Source organism: Ruegeria sp. CDSA021, assembly GCF_059612325.1.
The window spans coordinates 218831-236934 of record NZ_JBXWQJ010000002.1; the positions used below are offsets into that span (position 1 = coordinate 218831).

Sequence of the window (18104 nt, forward strand, 5' to 3'; positions counted from 1 at the left end):
GCCGTAGGCAGACGGCTTTTGCGCCCTTGCCCTTGCGGTGCCCCTCGCTTATGAGGCACGGAACTTCTAATCCAAGGCGCGGAGACTTTTGCCCCCATGCCCGTACTCGTAATGAAATTCGGCGGCACATCAGTCGCCAATCTGGACCGCATCCGCCGTGCCGCCAAGCGCATCGGTGTTGAAGTTGCCAAGGGTTATGACGTGATCGTAATCGTCTCGGCCATGTCGGGCAAAACCAACGAGTTGGTGGGCTGGGTGAATGAGACGTCGCCCATGTTTGACGCGCGTGAATACGATGCTGTCGTGTCTTCGGGTGAAAACGTCACCGCTGGCCTGATGGCCCTGACCTTACAGGAAATGGACATCCCGGCGCGCAGTTGGCAAGGCTGGCAGGTACCGCTGCTGACCACCAGCGCCCACAGCCAGGCCCGGATCGAGGAAATCCCGACTGAGAACCTGAATCAGAAATTCGGTGAAGGAATGCGTGTGGCTGTTGTCGCGGGCTTCCAGGGCCTCAGCCCCGAAGGCCGTATCACTACGCTGGGTCGTGGCGGCTCGGACACTACGGCTGTGGCATTTGCCGCAGCGTTCGGCGCTGAACGCTGTGACATCTACACAGATGTGGATGGCGTCTATACCACTGACCCGCGCATCTGTGAAAAGGCGCGCAAGCTTGACCGGATCTCGTTCGAAGAGATGCTCGAACTGGCTTCGCTGGGGGCAAAAGTGCTGCAGACCCGTTCGGTCGAACTGGCGATGCGCTATAAGGTGAAACTGCGCGTTCTTTCAAGTTTCGAAGAACAATCCGACGAGGCCGGTACTTTGGTCTGCGACGAGGAGGATATCATGGAATCCAATGTTGTGGCCGGTGTGGCCTATTCCCGTGACGAAGCCAAGATGACCGTCGTATCGGTGGCCGACCGCCCCGGTATCGCCTCGATCATCTTCACCGCGCTCAGTGATGAGGGCGTGAACGTTGACATGATCGTTCAGAACATCTCGGATGAGGGGCGCACCGACATGACCTTCTCATGCCCGACCGATCAGGTGGCCCACGCCGAAAAGGCGTTGCTGGCGATCAAAGAGGCAGGCGAACTGAATTATGCCGATCTAGTCGCGGATAACGACGTCTGCAAGGTTTCGGTTGTGGGAATCGGTATGCGCTCGCAGTCGGGCGTTGCGGCCAAAATGTTCAAGGTGCTCTCGGATGAGGGGATCAATATCAAGGTCATTACAACCTCTGAGATAAAAATTTCCGTTCTGGTCGACAGGAAATACATGGAACTTGCTGTTCAGGCGCTGCATGATGCCTTTGAACTGGATAAGGCGGCCTGAGCTTTTAAGCCACGGGTCTCGCCTGACACACTAGACAGGGTGGGCCATGGCGGACGGCACCGAAACAGAATCCCGCAAGCTGTTGCGGCGGCTGCGCGAAGAGATGGCGAGCGAAGCCGCCGGTCAGGAGCGTCTTGACCGGATCACCCACTTAATTGCCGACAGCATCCGGGCCGAAGTGTGCTCGGTCTACCTGTTTCGCGATGAAGAGACGCTGGAGCTGTGCGCGACCGAAGGTCTCTCTCCTGAAGCGGTCCACAAGACGCGAATGCGTATGGGTGAGGGTCTGGTGGGGCGCGTCGCGAAATTCGGCAAGGTGGTCAATACGGCGGATGCGCCATCCCAAAAAGGGTTCCGGTACATGCCGGAAACAGGCGAGGAAAGGTATTCGTCCTTTCTTGGGGTCCCGGTACAGCGCCTTGGGGAAAAGCTGGGTGTTTTGGTGGTTCAGTCGCGTGAAGCGCGCGAGTTTTCCGCTGACGAAGTCTATGCGCTGGAAGTGGTCGCTATGGTGCTGGCCGAAATGGCGGAACTTGGTGCTTTTGTGGGCGAGGGCGCAGCCCTGTCACCATTGCACCAGCAATCGGTTCTGTTGCGTGGTGGCCCGGCGCAGGAGGGATCAGCCGAAGGGCATGTCTGGCTTCATGAACCTCGCGTGGTCGTCACCAACCCGATCGCGGAAGACCCGCACACGGAACGCGAGCGTCTGATCGAGGCGGTTGATGAGTTGCGTGTCGGTGTCGACAAGATGCTCGAGATTTCTCAGAACGGCGACACCGAACAACTCAAAGTGCTGGAAGCCTATCGCATGTTCGCAAATTCCAAAGGCTGGATGCGCCGGATGGAAGAGGACATTGCCCTTGGCCTCAGCGCTGAGGCTGCAGTTGAAAAGGAACAATCGCAGGCGCGGGCACGCATGGGGCAGGTCACCGATCCCTATCTGCGCGAACGGCTGGCGGATCTGGACGATCTCAGCAACCGCCTGCTGCGCATCCTGACCGGGCAGGGCAAGACCGACAGTGCCGATCTGCCACCTGATCCGATCCTGATCGCTCGCAATATCGGCCCCGGAGACCTGTTGGAATATGGGCGGGCGCTGAAAGGGATTGTGCTTGAGGAAGGCTCGGTCGGCAGCCACGCAACCATAGTGGCGCGGGCACTGGCGATTCCGCTTGTGGTGCATGTCGGTCGGATCACGACCGAGGCGCTGAACGGCGACCATATTCTGGTCGATGGTGATCATGGCGTTGTGCATCTGCGCCCCGAAGACACCGTGGTCAGTGCATTTCGTGATAAAATCGCCATGCAGGCCAAGGCGCAGGAACGTTATGCCTCGATCCGAGAAACCCCTTGTGTTTCACGCGATGGCGCGCGCATCAACTTGGTGATGAACGCGGGCCTGATGGCTGACCTGCCGTCGCTGGGTACCTCGGGCGCCGAAGGCGTGGGCCTGTTCCGCACAGAACTGCAATTCCTGATCCGCAACAAAATGCCGAAACGGTTGGAGCTTGTCACCCAATATCAACGTGTTCTGGATGCGGCGGGCGACAAACGGGTGGTGTTCCGCACCCTCGATATCGGGTCGGACAAAGTGTTGCCCTACATGAAACATGTGGCCGAACCAAACCCCGCGCTGGGCTGGCGCGCCATTCGGGTAGGCCTGGACAAACGCGGTGTCATGCGGATGCAGTTGCAAGCGTTTCTGCGCGCTGCCAATGGTCGTCCGTTGACCATCATGTTCCCCTTTGTGGCGCAAGCTGATGAGTTCCGCGAAGCCCGGTGGGAGGTGAACAAAACCATCGAGCGCGAGAAACGGTTGGGCCACGTCCTGCCAGAAATGCTTGAAGTCGGCGCGATGCTGGAAACACCGTCGCTGGCCTTTGCCCCTCAGAAGTTTTTTGACGAGGTGGATTTCATCTCGATCGGTGGCAATGACCTTAAACAGTTTTTCTTCGCGGCTGACCGTGAGAACGAACTGGTCCGTCGGCGATACGACACACTGAACGTCAGTTTCCTGAGCTTGATGGAGCGGATTGTCGAGCGCTGCGATATCTCGGACACCCCGCTCAGCTTCTGTGGCGAGGACGCAGGCCGCCCGGTCGAGGCGCTGTGTCTGGCGGCGATTGGGATACGGACGCTCTCGATGCGTCCAGCCTCCATCGGTCCGGTTAAAAGTCTGCTGTTGCGCTGTGATCTGTCGGAGGTGCGTAAAATAATTGCCGATGCCCGCCATCGCGGCGAGCAAAGCGTGCGCCCGGCTGTGATGGAATGGCTGCGCAATCAGGGTTAGGGCGCAAAAAGATCCGTTTTGGGAAACTCTGCTTGATTTTTTCGCGCGGGCTTTTTATCTGACAAGCAATGTTAGCGATAACATACTTTGTATTGTGCGGTTTCGCGCCATGCTAGGTTGATATCGGCACACTCAGAAGGAGCCCGTGATGGTTTCACGCGTAATTCCGGTAGAACCATTCGATCTGGTGCTGTTTGGGGCCACAGGCGATCTGGCGCAACGCAAGATCCTGCCGGGCCTGTACCATCGATTTGCGATTGGGCAAATGCCCAAGGGCGCGCGGATCATCGGTACGGCGCGGTCGGAAGTCGAAAGCGATGGGTTCCGCGAGCAGGTCCGCGCCTCGATGCAGCAATTTGCTCCGGGTTTTTCTGCCGAGACACTGGACCGGTTCCTGGCACATGTTGAATACATGCCCGTGGATGCAATGGGCGATGCCGGGTGGCCTGATCTGAAAAAACTGGTGCGTGATGATGTTGTGCGGGCCTTTTATCTATCGGTGGGGCCAAGCCTGTTCGCTGGGATTGCGCAGCGTTTGCATGAAACCGGTTTGGCCACACCCGACAGCCGCATCGTGGTCGAAAAGCCGTTTGGTCATGATCTGGCGTCGGCCAAGGCGCTGAACGAAGGCTTGCGCGCCTGTTTTGAAGAACACCAGATTTACCGGATCGACCATTATCTGGGCAAGGAAACCGTGCAGAACCTGATGGCGCTTCGTTTCGCGAATTCGCTGTTCGAGCCGCTATGGAATTCCACCCATATCGATCACGTTCAGATCACCGTGGCCGAGACCGTGGGCGTAGAAGGGCGCGGGGCCTATTACGATCAATCCGGTGCAATGCGGGATATGATTCAGAACCATCTGGTGCAATTGCTGTGTCTGACAGCGATGGAGCCACCTTCGAAATACGCTCCCAACGCCGTGCGCGATGAAAAGGTCAAGGTGATCGAAGCGCTGGAGCCGGTCGAGCCCAAAGATATTGCACGCGGCCAATACCGGGCGGACAAGGGCGAGGGCGGCTATGTCGATCATGTCGGCAATCCCGCCAGCCGAACCGAAAGCTTCATTGCCCTCAAGGTCCATATTGGCAATTGGCGTTGGGCAGGTGTGCCGTTCTATCTGCGCACCGGAAAACGCCTGCGCGCGCGCGAATCCGAGATCGCGGTTTTCTTCCGCGATCCGCCACACACGATTTTTCCCAATGTCGGCCCGCTCCACGGAAACGTGCTGGTGATCCGCTTGCAGCCTGACGAAGGCATCACCCTGCGCACCACGATCAAGGATCCTGGGCCGGGTGGCTTCCGCTTGTCGGACGTGGCCCTCGACATGAGCTTTGCCGATGCCCTTGGGGCCGAAGCACAAGCCCCGGACGCTTATGAGCGGCTGATCATGGATGTTATCCGTGGCGATCAGACATTGTTCATGCGCGGCGACGAGGCCGAGGCCGCCTGGGCTTGGGTCGATCCCATCATTCACAGCTGGGAACAGCGCGGAGACCGCCCGTCCCGGTACGATCAGGGCAGTTCAGGTCCCGAAGAAGCACTGATGCTGATGCATCGCGATGGACGCCGGTGGCGTCAGATCGGAGGGTAATCATGGTACACACAGTAATTGCCGACGTCACAAAACGGATCGTCAACCGCAGCGCCGATCTGCGCGATCCTCACATGGAACGAATGGACCAGGCCAGGTCCAAAGGCCCGGCCCGCGCGCATCTGTCTTGCAGCGGTCAGGCTCATGCTTTTGCAGGTGCGGGTGAAGACCAGCAGTCCATGGCCACTGGCACAGCAGGCAATCTGGGCATCGTCACAGCCTATAACGACATGCTGTCCGCGCATCAGCCGTTCGAGCGCTATCCCGAACTGATACGCCATGCGATCCGCGCAGCTGGCGGCACCGCTCAGGTTGCAGGGGGCGTGCCAGCTATGTGTGATGGCGTTACGCAGGGCGAAGCAGGGATGGAACTGTCGCTGTTCTCGCGCGATGTGATCGCGCTGGCGACTGGCGTGGCGCTCAGCCATAACACTTTTGATGCGGCGGTATTCCTTGGCGTGTGTGACAAGATCGTCCCCGGACTGATCATTGGTGCGCAGGCCTTTGGCCACCTACCTGCGGTATTTCTACCCGCCGGGCCCATGACCAGCGGGTTGCCGAACGACGAAAAAGCCAAGGTCCGTCAGAAATTCGCTGCGGGTGAGGTTGGCCGCGAAGAGCTGATGGCCGCTGAAATGGCCGCATATCACGGCCCCGGCACCTGCACCTTCTATGGTACGGCCAACACCAACCAGATGTTGATGGAGTTCATGGGCCTGCACTTGCCGGGATCCAGCTTTGTCAATCCGAACACGCCCTTGCGTGATGCCTTGACCGAAGAAGGCGCGCGCCGCGCCCTGTCGCTTAGCGCGTTGGGTAACCACTACACGCCGGTCTGCCAGATCCTTGACGAACGTGCCTTTGTGAACGGCATCGTGGGGTTGATGGCGACGGGCGGATCGACCAACCTGCTGATCCACCTGATCGCTATGGCGCGGGCGGGTGGTATCGTGCTGGATTGGCAAGATTTTTCCGACATCTCCGCCGTGGTGCCTTTGGTTGCGCGCGTTTATCCCAACGGCCTAGCCGATGTGAACCACTATCACGCCGCTGGCGGTCTCGGCTATACGATCGGTACACTGCTGGACAATGGGCTTTTGCATCCAGACACGCTGACCGTCGCGGGGCAAGGACTGCAAAACTATACCAAGGAACCCAAACTGCTCGACGGAGACCTCGTCTGGCAGGACGGCACCGAACACAGCCTGAACGACAAGATTTTGCGCCCGGCCAATGACCCGTTCCAACCAACCGGCGGTCTGTCGCGCATGACGGGCAATCTGGGCACCGGGGTTATGAAGGTTTCAGCAGTCGCTCCTGAACATCAGGTGGTCGAAGCCCCCGTGCGCGTATTCCATGATCAGGACGATGTCAAAACCGCCTTCAAGGCCGGAGAGTTCACCGATGATGTCATCATTGTCGTACGCTTCCAGGGCCCCAAGGCGAACGGGATGCCCGAGTTGCATTCGCTGACCCCCATTCTGTCGATCCTGCAGGGTCGGGAACAAAAAGTAGCGCTTGTCACCGATGGCCGCATGTCCGGAGCGTCGGGCAAGGTTCCCGCAGCCATCCATGTCTGCCCCGAGGCGCTGGACGGCGGTGCCATAGCGCGTCTGCAGGATGGTGACATCCTGCGCGTTGATGCGGTGCAGGGTCAGTTGGAAATCCTGACCGAAGGCGTACTGGACCGACCCCCCGCCACTGCCGATCTTTCAGCCAATCAACACGGTGTCGGGCGCGACCTCTTCGGTGCGTTCCGGCAGAATGTCGGGTCCGCCGACACAGGTGCCAGCATATTCGGAGCATAAGTGATGACGAAAACCCAACGCACCCGCGAAATCTGCGCTCTGGCGCCCATCGTTCCAGTATTGGTCATTGATGATGCGGCGCAGGCGCGCCCGTTGGCCGAGGCGCTGGTGGCTGGTGGTCTGCCGGCGCTGGAAGTCACCTTGCGCACACCGGCTGCTCTGGAAGCCATCCGTGCCATGGCCGAGGTGCCCGGTGGCGTGGTCGGCGCAGGCACGCTGGTGACGCCCGAAGACGTCCGTGCCGCCAAAGAAGCGGGCGCCCAATTTGGTGTCTCTCCGGGCGCAACCGACGCATTGATTGCAGCGTGCGAGGCCGAGGGCCTTCCGCTGCTGCCCGGTGCCGCCACGGCAAGCGAAGCGATGGCCCTGTTGGAAAAAGGCTATGACATGCTGAAATTCTTCCCCGCCGAGGCCTCGGGCGGCGCTCCTGCGCTCAAAGCTATCGGTGCACCCCTGCCGCAAATCAGTTTCTGCCCCACAGGAGGAGTGTCGCCCACAAACGCTCGTGATTACCTGTCGTTATCCAATGTGATTTGTGCTGGCGGCAGCTGGGTCGCGCCGAAGCAAATGGTCGAAGCCAGCGATTGGGCCGGGATTGAAACACTCGCGCACGAGGCGTCGAAGCTGGCGGATTGACGCCGTGCGGCCTCTCGGTAATGTGGGCGTCAACTCATACAGGTTGACCCCATGACACAGACAGTTTCCCTTTCCCAGGGGCGGACATATTTGGCCATCCCCGGTCCTTCGGTCATGCCGGACGCGGTTCTGCAGGCCATGCATCGCCCGTCGCCCAATATCTATGATGGGGAACTGATCGATATGATGCCTGCCCTGACCAATGATCTGCGTCGGGTTGCTGGAACACAGCACAACGTAGCCATCTATATCGCCAATGGTCACGGCACATGGGAAGCGGCGCTGTCCAACGTCATCGCGCCCGGCGAAACCGTTCTGGCCCCTGCTTCGGGTCGGTTCACCCATGGCTGGGCAGAAATGGCCGAAGGGATCGGGGCAAAGGTGCAGCTGATCGACTTCGGAACATCCTCAGCTTGGGATTTCGACCGGATCGCAGACGCGTTGCGCGCTGATGAGAAGCGCCAGATCAAGGCCGTTCTGGCGGTGCATGTGGATACCTCCAGTTCAATCCTCAACGACATCCCGGCGCTTCGCAAGCTTCTGGACGATCTGGAACACCCCGCACTGTTGATGGCAGACTGTATCGCTTCGCTGGGCTGCGACCGGTTCGAGATGGATGAATGGGGTGTCGATGTTATGGTCACCGCCTGTCAGAAAGGTCTGATGGTCCCGGCGGGGGTCGGCTTTGTTTTCTACAACGAAAAAGCGCAAGCCAAACGAGCCACCATGCCGCGTGTTTCGCAATACTGGGACTGGCAGCCGCGCGCCAATCCTGACTTGTTCTACCAGTATTTCAACGGCACTGCGCCGACACATCATCTCTACGGCTTGCGCGCTTCACTGGACCTGATCCACTCGGAAGGGATAGAACAGGTCTGGACCCGCCACAAACAGCTGGCCAAGGCCATTTGGGCGGCGTGTGAGACATGGGCCGAAGAAGGCGCGCTGCAAATGAACGTCGCTGACCGCGCCCACCGCAGTCACGCGGTAACCGCTCTGCGTCTGACCGATGGACGCGGAACGGCCTTACGCTCATACACCGAAACCCAGCTGGGCCTGACACTGGGCATTGGGTTGGGGATGGAAGACTATGACGGCTGTTTCCGCCTCGGCCATATGGGCCACATCAACGGGCAGATGGTGATGGCCATTCTGGGCGGTATGGAAACGGGCATGGCCGCACTTGGTATTCCACGTGGCAAGGGGGCCCTCGAGGCCGCTGCCGCCGTGCTGGCCACCTGACACAACACTTGCGCGCTGGATCCGATCCGCCTCTTCATCTGGCTGGAAATATCCTCGGGGGGAATCGCGCTGTGGCGCGATGGGGGGCAGACAGCCCCCCTATACTTCCTAACCCAAAGGAAAAAAGATCAGTCTGTCCATGCCCGCGCTTCTGCAAGCGCCTTGGGCAAAGCTGTCGCAAAAGCCTCCAGATCGGACTCGCCACCGCAGCTTACCCGAATGCACCTGTTCTGCGGAGCCGCAAACGGCATCCGAACAAATACCCCTTGCGCGACCAATGCATCCAGCACGGCCTTCGCAAACACCCCGTCCTGCCCACAGTCAATCGCCACGAAATTGGTGGCCGAAGGCAGGGGTTCCAACCCGTTCTCGCGGACGATCGCGACGATCCGCTCACGCGCCTCTGCGATTTGTGCCTGAATGTGCTCCAGCCACGCGCCGTCCTGCAAAGCCGCCAAAGCCCCGGCTTGCGACGCACGGTTCATGCCGAAATGGTTGCGCACTTTGTTGAAGGCCGCGATCAGTTCGGGCGCACCCATTGCATAACCAACGCGCGCGCCGGCCATGCCGTAGGCCTTGGAAAACGTCCGCATTCGGATCACGCGGGGATCATCCACGCTGACGGGGGCCGCCGTCCCCTCGGGCGCACATTCCACGTAAGCCTCATCCAGAACCAGCAGGCAACCTTCCGGCAAGGCTTCCATCGCCTCTACGATATCGGCACCCGAATGCCAGCTGCCCATCGGGTTGTCCGGGTTTGCCAGATAAACCAGCTTGGCGCTGACCTCGGCCGCCTTTGCAAACAACGCTGCCGGGTCTTCGTGATCGCCGGAATAAAGCACCTTGTGCAGATCACCTCCGAACCCGGCCACATGATAGTTGAAGGTTGGATAGGCTCCGTCCGATGTCACCACGGCATCTCCAGGACCGATAAGCAGACGCACCAGATAACCCAGAAGCCCGTCAATCCCTTCGCCCACAACGATATTCTCTGGCGTCACCCCATGATGGTCTGCCACAGCGTTGCGCAAGTCATGGTTTTCGGGATCGCCATACATCCAGATTTCAGATGCAGCCTGCGTCATGGCCTCGATGGCCCGTGGTGAGGGGCCAAACACGCTTTCATTCGCACCCAGACGCGCAACAAACGGCGCACCGCGCTGCCGCTCTTGCGTTTCGGGGCCGACAAAGGGCACGGTGGCGGGCAGGGATTGGGCAAGCAGGGTGTATCGAGGTCCGGTCATGTGCGCAGATAACCCCAAGCCCGAACATTGAGCAAGCGTGCGGCATCCGGCACGCTGGAAAAGATTTTGAATAAAGGATCACAGATGCGCATTCTCTTCGCTGTTATTCTCTTGGGCCTCGCCTATCTTTTGTTCTGGCCCGTCCCGGTTACGCCCGTCGCTGTTGAAATGCCGGAAGATGCTGGGTTTACAGGGGATTTCTCGGAAAACACGGCACTGGATGCCGCACAGCTTATCCGCCTTCCAGGGGAAGAGATTGGCCCCGAAGATATCGCCGTGATGCCCGATGGAACGGTGTACACAACCAGCCTGACAGGTGTCCTCTATCGCATCGACGGAGAAGAACCCGTTGAGGTCGACCGTTTGGGCAGACGTCCTCTGGGTCTTAAGGCCGGGCCTGACGGCGCGCTTTACATCGCTGACAGCTTTCGCGGCGTGATGCGCTGGACAGGGCCAGGCACGTTGGAAACAGTGGTAGCTGACATCAACGGAGTGCCGGTGATCTATGCCAACCAATTGGATGTGGCACAGGATGGCACGATCTATTTCTCGAACTCCTCTGACCGTTTTGATCCCGAAACAATGGGTGGAACCAAGCCAACCTCGGTCTTGACCATTTGGGAGCAGTCCGACACCGGCTATGTCGCGCACCACACACCCGACGGCACCACCCAGAAGATCGCCGAAGGGTTTGTGTACACCAATGGCGTTGCCCTTTCCCCGGATGAAGACTTTTTGCTGATCGCAGAAACGGGTCGCGCACGGGTGCACAAGTTGTGGCTGAGCGGTCCCAGGGCCGGGCAGCAAGACGTTCTGATGGATAACCTGCCAGGGTATCCCGATAACATCGAGGCGCAGGGCGATGGCACCTATTGGATGGCGTTTGCCAGCCCACGCGTACCGTCAGAGGCGCTGATGCCATACCCGCTTTTGCGCAAGGTGATCTGGCGGCTCGGTCCGGCCGTCCGCCCTGCACCTATCCATCGTGGCATGATGGTGCAGTTCGACGGTGAAGGTCGCATCTTGCGCACGCTGCAAGACCCGCAGGGCCGTTTAGGTATCACAACCGGGGGCAAGGTCGTAGGCGATCAGTTCTATGTCATGACCCTCGATTCCCCGTGGTTCGGGCGGATGCCCGTCAGCGATTTGCCCTGACGTCGCAGTGGTATTCGGCCGCCGGGCCGGGCATTGTTGGGGCAATTGAATTTCGGGAGGTCCCCCATGTCACGCGTATCTGTCACCTACAAAGACCATGTTGCCCATGTCACCCTGACCCGTGGCGACAAGATGAACGCACTGGATGACGCAATGATCAAGGCGCTGCTGTCCGCGGGGCAAGAGGTCGCGGCCTCGGATGCCCGCGCTGTGGTTCTTTCCGGTGAGGGCAAAAGCTTTTGCGCCGGCCTCGACATGGCAAGCTTTGCCAAGATGGCTCATATGGACCCCACGGAATGGCTGATGACCCGCAGTCATGAGGACGCCAATGAGATGCAGGAACTGGCCCTGATTTGGCGCCGCGTCCCGGTTCCGGTGATCTGCGCCATTCAGGGCATGGCCTATGGTGGTGGCCTGCAAATCGCGCTGGGCGCGGATATTCGCGTTGCTCATCCCGAAGCGAAACTGGCCGTGATGGAAATGAAATGGGGCATCATCCCAGATATGGGCGGTATGGTTCTGCTGCCCCGGCTGGTCCGTTCGGACGTGCTGCGCCTTCTGACCTATACGGCACGCCCTATCGGTGCGCTTCAGGCAGCTGACTGGGGTCTTGTTACGCAGCTTTCTGATGACCCTTTGACCGAAGCTTTGGCTATTGCTGAAAACATCACCGGTCAAAGCCCTTCGGCCATTCGTGCCGCCAAACGTCTGATCGAAATAGCCGAATCTCAGGGCCGCGCCGACGTACTGATGGCGGAATCGGCTGAGCAGGTGGAACTGATCGGCAAGCCCGACCAGATGGAAGTGGTGATGGCGCGGATGCAGGGCCGCAAGCCCGAGTTCAAATGATCAGCGCATAAAGGCCCGCCTCGCATCGCGGGCCATGTTGTAACGCATTTCCAGATCGGCGATATGGGCCATTGCGGCTTTTCGCTCGGCAGGGTCCGTCAAGGTCGCATAGTTTTGTCGCGCTGCATCGAGCTGTTTCTTGATGTCGAACTCTTCCGGCAATACTCCAGCCTGCGCCATGATCCGATGACCGGCGGCGATGGCCGGGTCACTCATGGCTTCTGATGACCGGTCGGGCAGCTGTTGGCCTTCGCCGTCCAAACCCTGCAATTGACCTTCGGCCTGAGCCTTCTTGATCTGGCGTTCGACCAGTTTCCCCAGTTTCCCAAGCATGGGCGTATTCTAAGCGATCTGCGGCACCAACAAAACTGCCTATCTGACCCGTTGCGACACCAGATAGGCAATCCCGCCCGCCAGCAGACCCCAGACCGCCGCGCCCAGACCAAACGCTGTGATGCCCGAGGCTGTGATGGCAAAGGTCAGGATGGCCGCTTCACGTTCAGCAGGAACCTCCAGCGCGGCTGAGGTGGCATTGGCCATTACGCCGATCAAGGCAATACCGGTCAGCGTGCCCATCAGCATAGGGTCAGCATGAATGGCGAACCCGGTGATGGCCACGGCGAACACCCCGAACAGGCAATAGAACACGCCCCCCATCACGGCAGACCAATAGCGCAGTGCGGGGTCTGGATGGCTGTCTTCATTCGAACACATCGCTGCGGTGATCGCGGCAAGGCAGGTGGCGGGCGCCCCAAACGGTGAGGACAGGATGCTGGAAATGCCGACCGCCGAGAACAGCTTGCCTGTCTGCGGCGCATAGCCAAAGCTGCGGATCACCGCGATGCCGGGGATGTTCTGCGTGGCCATTGTGACAATGAACAGCGGAACGGCGATTCCGATGACTGAAGCCACTGAGAATTTGGGTGTGGTCCAGACCGGGGCCGCGATCCACTGCGTCGGCGTCAGCGACGCATCCCCCGCGTTCAATACCACGACGACAGCCGCAGCAATTACCGCTGCTGGTACGGCGAACAGACGATTGATCCGGCCTGCGAGGAACCATGTTAGAATCACAGGCAAGGATTGCCACGGCAGTTCAACCGCAGCCTGAAAGGGCAAGATGCAGAGCGGCAGCAACACGCCGCCCAGCATCGCCTGCGCCAGCGTTGTGGGTATCGCCGCAGCCAACCGTCCCAAGGGCCGCCAGAGCCCCGCCAATACGGTCAACGCCCCTGCACAAAGGAATGCACCCGTTGCCTCGGCGAACCCGAGGGCCGGCGTGGCAGACACCGCCAGCAGCGCCGCACCCGGTGTAGACCAGGCCACGCTGATCGGCTGACGATACCATAGGCTAAGCGCGATGGCGGTCAGGCCCATGGCAATGGCGGCCATCATCAAACCAGACGCCGCCTGCGCTGGGGATGCGCCCATTGCGGCCACGCCCTGCAGCACGATGGGAAAGGAACTGAAGAACCCGACAATGGCAACAACCAGCCCGGTGGAGATTGTCTGGAACGGTGGGGCTGTGTGTGTCATGCCGACCTCGGACGGTTGCGATTGCCGATTGCTAACAAGCGGGGGCAGGGACGGGCAAGCGCTTTGCGGATAAAAGAAAACCCCGCCGGATCAGCGGCGGGGTTCGGAAATTGAGTATTTGGAAAAAGATGAAGATCAGGCGATTTCGGCAAGACGGGCGAGCGCCTCGTTCAGTTTGGCCTCTTCTTCTTCGCGGGCGGCGAGGTTGGCCTTGGCTTCGGCGACAACCTCTTCCGGGGCCGAGGCCACGAATTTGGGGTTGTTCAGACGGCCACGCAGACCGCCGAGCTCTTTGGCAAGCTTGCCTTTGGCTTTTTCAAGCCGTTCCTTTTCGGCACCGATATCGATGATATCGGCTAGCGGCAGGCCGAAAGAGGCGCCGGGGGCGGCGATTGAGATGGTACCTTTGGGCAGTTCGTCCGCCTTGGTCAGGCTGTCGATCCGCGCCAGACGTTTGATCAGCGCTTCGTTGCGATCCCAGGCCGCTTGACCGTTTGTATCGATTTCGGTCACCAGCATCGGTACGTAAAGACCGGCCGGAACGCGCATCTGGGCGCGGGCCGAGCGTGTGTTTTCGATTACTGAGATCACCCAGTTCATCTCACGATCCGCATCCGCGTCGATCAGTTCAGCGGCGGCGTAGGTCGGCCAGTCGGCGTGGACGACCATCTTTGCACGATTGCCGGTCAGGCCCCACAGCTCTTCGGTGACAAAGGGCATGATCGGGTGCAACAGGACCATGCACTGATCCAGAACCCAGCGCATGGTGGCGCGGGTCTCAGCCTGTGCTTCGGCGTCATCGCCCTGCAGCAGGGGTTTCGACAGTTCCACGTACCAGTCGCAGACCTTGCCCCAGACAAAGGCATACAGCCCGTTGGCCGCGTCGTTGAAGCGATAGCTTTCCAGCGCCGCGTCGACTTCTTCCCGCACGCGGGCGGTTTCGCCGATGATCCAGCGGTTCACGGCGGCCTTGGGTGTCAGGTCGGCCACGTCCAATTGCGGAACGGCATCGGTGAAGACCTCGTTCATCTCGGCAAAACGGACGGCATTCCACAGCTTGGTGCCGAAGTTGCGATAGCCGGTGATGCGTTCGCGGGACAGTTTCAGCACACCACCAATCGCCGCCATCGAAGCATTGGTGAACCGCAGCGCGTCGGCGCCGAATTCGTCGACAATTTCAAGCGGGTCGATGACGTTGCCGGTGGTCTTGGACATCTTCTTGCCCTTCTCGTCCCGGACAAGCTGGTGCAGGTAGACGGTGTGAAACGGGATCTGATCGACCACAGCCAGTTGCATCATCATCATCCGGGCAACCCAGAAGAACAGGATGTCGAACCCGGTGATCAGAACGTCCGTGGGGAAGTAGCGTTCCAACTCCTCGGTTTGCTCGGGCCAGCCCAGCGTACCGATGGGCCAGAGACCGGAGGAGAACCAGGTGTCGAGGACATCGGGGTCGCGCCAAACCGGGTAGACCAGCTTGGTCGGGTCTTGTTCAACTGCGTACTGAGCAAGGCTTTCAGCGAATTGATGAATCGCTTCCTGCTTGTCGGCGACTTCGATGACCGTCGCGTGGCTCAGTGGGCTGGGAATGTTGGCATTATCGTCGAGAAATTTTTCGGTAACGGCCTCAAGGCTCGCTGCACATTCCATGACATTGCCACGGTGCAGCATGCCGCCTTCATTCAGCAAACGGCCCATCTCGACCAGATCAAGGTCGCCGTCACTCTCGTCGTCGATGAAGTCATCGGCAGACAGGTCTAGCCCATACCAAACCGGAATCTGATGCCCCCACCACAGCTGGCGCGAGATGCACCAGGGCTCGATGTTTTCCAGCCAGTGGTAATAGGTCTTCTCACCCGACTCGGGGATGATCTTGACCGTGCCGTCTTTGACCGCATCCAGCGCGGGGCCGACGACTTTTTCGGCATCCACGAACCATTGGTCGGTGAACATAGGCTCGATCACAACTTTCGAGCGGTCGCCAAAAGGCTGCATGATCGGTTTGCTCTCGACCAGCGGTACCAGCGCTGTGGGATCATCATCCTCGCCCAGCTTGGTGCCCAGAACTGGATCGTCGGCGCGGGTCATCACGGCCAAACCATCGGCGGTGATCTCTTCCACCACCTTCGCCCGGGCCTCGAACCGGTCGAGCCCGCGCAAGTGATCGGGGACAAGGTTGATCGCGTCGATCTCGTTCTCAGTGAATTCACGCCCACGGGCGTATTCCTGTGCCTTGCCCGCCTCTTGGGCATAAGGCGCACCATCAGCCCGCATGGCACCCTTGGTGTCCATCAGGCGGTACATCGGAATGCCGCCGCGTTTAGCCACCATGTTGTCGTTGAAATCATGCGCCCCGGTGATCTTCACTGCGCCCGAGCCGAAATCGGGATCGGGATAGTCATCGGTGATAATCGGGATCTGACGGCGATGCTCTTTCGGCCCAACCGGGATTTCGCAGAGTTTACCGACGATTGGCGCGTAACGCTCATCCGACGGATGAACCGCAACCGCACCATCACCCAGCATGGTTTCCGGGCGGGTCGTGGCGATTGAGATGTAATCGCGCTCTTCCTCCAGCACGATATTCCCGTCCTCGTCCTTCTCGACATAGGTATAGGTTTCACCACCTGCCAGCGGGTATTTGAAGTGCCACATGTGACCCGCGACTTCGATGTTCTCGACCTCAAGATCCGAGATCGCGGTCTCAAATTGCGGGTCCCAGTTGACCAGACGCTTGCCGCGATAGATCAGGCCTTTTTCGTACATATCGACGAAGACTTTGATCACCGCATCGTGGAAATTGGCCGAGTTCTCATGCCCCGTACGCGGATCACCCGTCGCACCGGCCATGGTGAAGGCGTTGCGCGACCAGTCGCAGGATGAGCCCAGACGTTTCAGCTGTTCGATGATCGTGCCGCCGTATTCGCCCTTCCATTCCCAGACTTTCTCAAGGAACTTCTCACGGCCCAGTTCGCGCCGACCGGGTTGCTGGGTGGCAGCCAGCAACTTTTCCACCTGCATCTGCGTCGCGATACCGGCGTGGTCCTGACCGGGCTGCCACAGCGTGTCAAAGCCGCGCATCCGGTGCCAGCGGATCAGAATATCCTGAAGTGTGTTGTTGAAGGCATGGCCAACGTGCAAAGCCCCCGTTACGTTGGGCGGCGGGATCATGATGGTAAAGCTTTCGTCGCGCGAGCGGTTCGCGCCTGCCTTGAAGGCTCCGGCCTGTTCCCAGGCCTCATAAATGCGGGCCTCGGCCTCGGCCGCGTTGAATGTCTTTTCCATCGCCATTGGATGCGTCCTGCGTCAACAAATTCGGGTCAGCGATTGCAATAGCGAAAGGATGGCAAAAGGGGAAGGGTCTGCGCGGTGACTCTTACCGGATTCACGGCGTGCCGGACGCCTCGGCTTTGTACAGGCGTGTGGTTTGCGCTGCGCCCTGCGCCATCGCCTTGGTCTGATCCTCTTGGATACGGGCGTGAAGCTCCAGCGCTGGCGTCGAAAACAACTCTGTTGGCGTATCGAAATGGATGAAATTCCCCACCCGATCTTCGCCCCGTGCCAAAACGGCATAGTCGCGGTCAGCCACTTTTTGCTGGGCGTTTGGGTTCAGGTACCGGATCGCAAGACCGATCCGTCGGTCATCCGAGGTGTTGGGCCCCGAACCATGGATCGTCAAGCCATGGTGCAGCGACATTTGCCCCGGCTGCAATTCGATATGCGTCTTGTCCTCGTCTGCCACATCGACGGCGACCTCCTGCCCGCGCGACAGCAGGTTATTGTCCGAAAACGTGTCATTATGCGGCAGGATCGGGTTCTTGTGGCTGCCTTTGACGAAATCCACGCATCCACTGGTAACCGTTGCGGGGGATAGTGCGATCCAGGCGGTCACCTGATCAGGTGTTTCACCCATGCCCCAATAGGTCAGATCCTGATGCATGCCGACCACCTGTGTCGTGCGCGGCTCTTTGATGAACAATTCCGCAGACCACAACAGCAGGTCCGGTCCCAGAACGCCTTCGACAACGTCCAGAACCCTTGGGTCCAATGCGATGCGCGACACCAGGGGCATCACCACATGGGCGTTCAGGCGCTTGTAGATGGTCAAGGGCAAAGGCAGGTCGGTTTCGCGCCATGTGTCTTCGATCTCTTCCAGTTCGGCACGGAACTGTTCTGTTTCCTCCGGTGAAAAGACAGTGATGGGAAAGGCGAACCCGTCCTGCCAGTAGGCTTCCACCGTTTGGGCGTCCAGACGGCCCTGTGTCAGTGTGACAGGCTTGGGCGTAAATAATCTCCCACAGGCTTTGTTATGGGCCAGCTTACGAATCCCGTTCCGGGTCCCGCAATTCCGTTTGCGACACAGTTGTCGCACACGCCATTGTTTACGGCGCTGGACATAATTGGGCGTAGGGCTA

The 18104-nt window shown here is 59.6% G+C and carries 13 protein-coding genes; 8 read left to right on the top strand and 5 right to left on the bottom strand.

Going from position 1 to position 18104, the window contains the following annotated elements:
- Window positions 1-96: 96 nt before the first annotated feature.
- The 6 genes from AC2FLD_RS03300 (at window position 97) to AC2FLD_RS03325 (ending at window position 8905) form a co-directional block, all read left to right on the top strand.
- Window positions 97-1335 carry an aspartate kinase gene (locus AC2FLD_RS03300; RefSeq protein WP_050603216.1) on the top strand — a complete coding sequence of 413 codons (1239 nt, stop codon included), beginning with the start codon at window positions 97-99 and terminating at the stop codon, window positions 1333-1335.
- A 46-nt stretch (window positions 1336-1381) separates the two neighbouring features.
- On the top strand, window positions 1382-3625 hold the full coding sequence (gene ptsP / locus AC2FLD_RS03305) for a phosphoenolpyruvate--protein phosphotransferase (protein ID WP_496667496.1): 2244 nt from the start codon (window positions 1382-1384) through the stop codon (window positions 3623-3625).
- A gap of 148 nt (window positions 3626-3773) precedes the next feature.
- Window positions 3774-5219, top strand: coding sequence for a glucose-6-phosphate dehydrogenase (zwf, locus tag AC2FLD_RS03310; protein ID WP_496667495.1), 1446 nt, complete (start codon window positions 3774-3776; stop codon window positions 5217-5219).
- A gap of 2 nt (window positions 5220-5221) precedes the next feature.
- Window positions 5222-7027, top strand: a complete 1806-nt coding sequence (gene edd / locus AC2FLD_RS03315) for a phosphogluconate dehydratase (protein ID WP_496667494.1) — start codon at window positions 5222-5224, stop codon at window positions 7025-7027.
- A gap of 3 nt (window positions 7028-7030) precedes the next feature.
- Complete coding sequence (locus AC2FLD_RS03320; RefSeq protein WP_050603219.1) at window positions 7031-7663, top strand: bifunctional 4-hydroxy-2-oxoglutarate aldolase/2-dehydro-3-deoxy-phosphogluconate aldolase; 633 nt, start codon at window positions 7031-7033, stop codon at window positions 7661-7663.
- Between the two features lie 51 nt (window positions 7664-7714).
- Window positions 7715-8905: a pyridoxal-phosphate-dependent aminotransferase family protein gene (locus tag AC2FLD_RS03325; protein ID WP_496667493.1), complete on the top strand. Its 1191-nt coding sequence runs from the start codon at window positions 7715-7717 to the stop codon at window positions 8903-8905.
- 128 nt (window positions 8906-9033) lie between these two features.
- On the opposite strand, the gene AC2FLD_RS03330 is transcribed toward AC2FLD_RS03325, so the two are convergent.
- Entirely contained in the window at window positions 9034-10149 is a 1116-nt protein-coding gene (locus AC2FLD_RS03330; protein WP_496667492.1) for a pyridoxal phosphate-dependent aminotransferase, read from the bottom strand.
- Between the two features lie 84 nt (window positions 10150-10233).
- Between AC2FLD_RS03330 and AC2FLD_RS03335 the strand changes: the two genes are divergently transcribed.
- Window positions 10234-11304 carry an SMP-30/gluconolactonase/LRE family protein gene (locus AC2FLD_RS03335; RefSeq protein ID WP_496667491.1) on the top strand — a complete coding sequence of 357 codons (1071 nt, stop codon included), beginning with the start codon at window positions 10234-10236 and terminating at the stop codon, window positions 11302-11304.
- A gap of 66 nt (window positions 11305-11370) precedes the next feature.
- A complete protein-coding gene (locus AC2FLD_RS03340; protein ID WP_496667490.1) occupies window positions 11371-12153 on the top strand; it encodes a crotonase/enoyl-CoA hydratase family protein in 783 nt (260 codons plus the stop codon).
- On the opposite strand, the gene AC2FLD_RS03345 is transcribed toward AC2FLD_RS03340, so the two are convergent.
- The 4 genes from AC2FLD_RS03345 to AC2FLD_RS03360 all read right to left on the bottom strand — a co-directional run bounded on the left by AC2FLD_RS03345 (window position 12154) and on the right by AC2FLD_RS03360 (window position 17926).
- The gene (locus AC2FLD_RS03345; RefSeq protein ID WP_496667489.1) at window positions 12154-12486 is read right to left on the bottom strand and encodes a DnaJ family domain-containing protein; all 333 of its coding nucleotides are present in this window, start codon (window positions 12484-12486) and stop codon (window positions 12154-12156) included.
- A gap of 39 nt (window positions 12487-12525) precedes the next feature.
- Entirely contained in the window at window positions 12526-13689 is a 1164-nt protein-coding gene (locus AC2FLD_RS03350; protein WP_496667488.1) for a benzoate/H(+) symporter BenE family transporter, read from the bottom strand.
- A gap of 135 nt (window positions 13690-13824) precedes the next feature.
- Entirely contained in the window at window positions 13825-16980 is a 3156-nt protein-coding gene (locus tag AC2FLD_RS03355) for a valine--tRNA ligase (protein WP_496667487.1), read from the bottom strand.
- 94 nt (window positions 16981-17074) lie between these two features.
- Entirely contained in the window at window positions 17075-17926 is an 852-nt protein-coding gene (locus AC2FLD_RS03360; RefSeq protein WP_496667486.1) for a phytanoyl-CoA dioxygenase family protein, read from the bottom strand.
- Window positions 17927-18104: the final 178 nt, after the last annotated feature.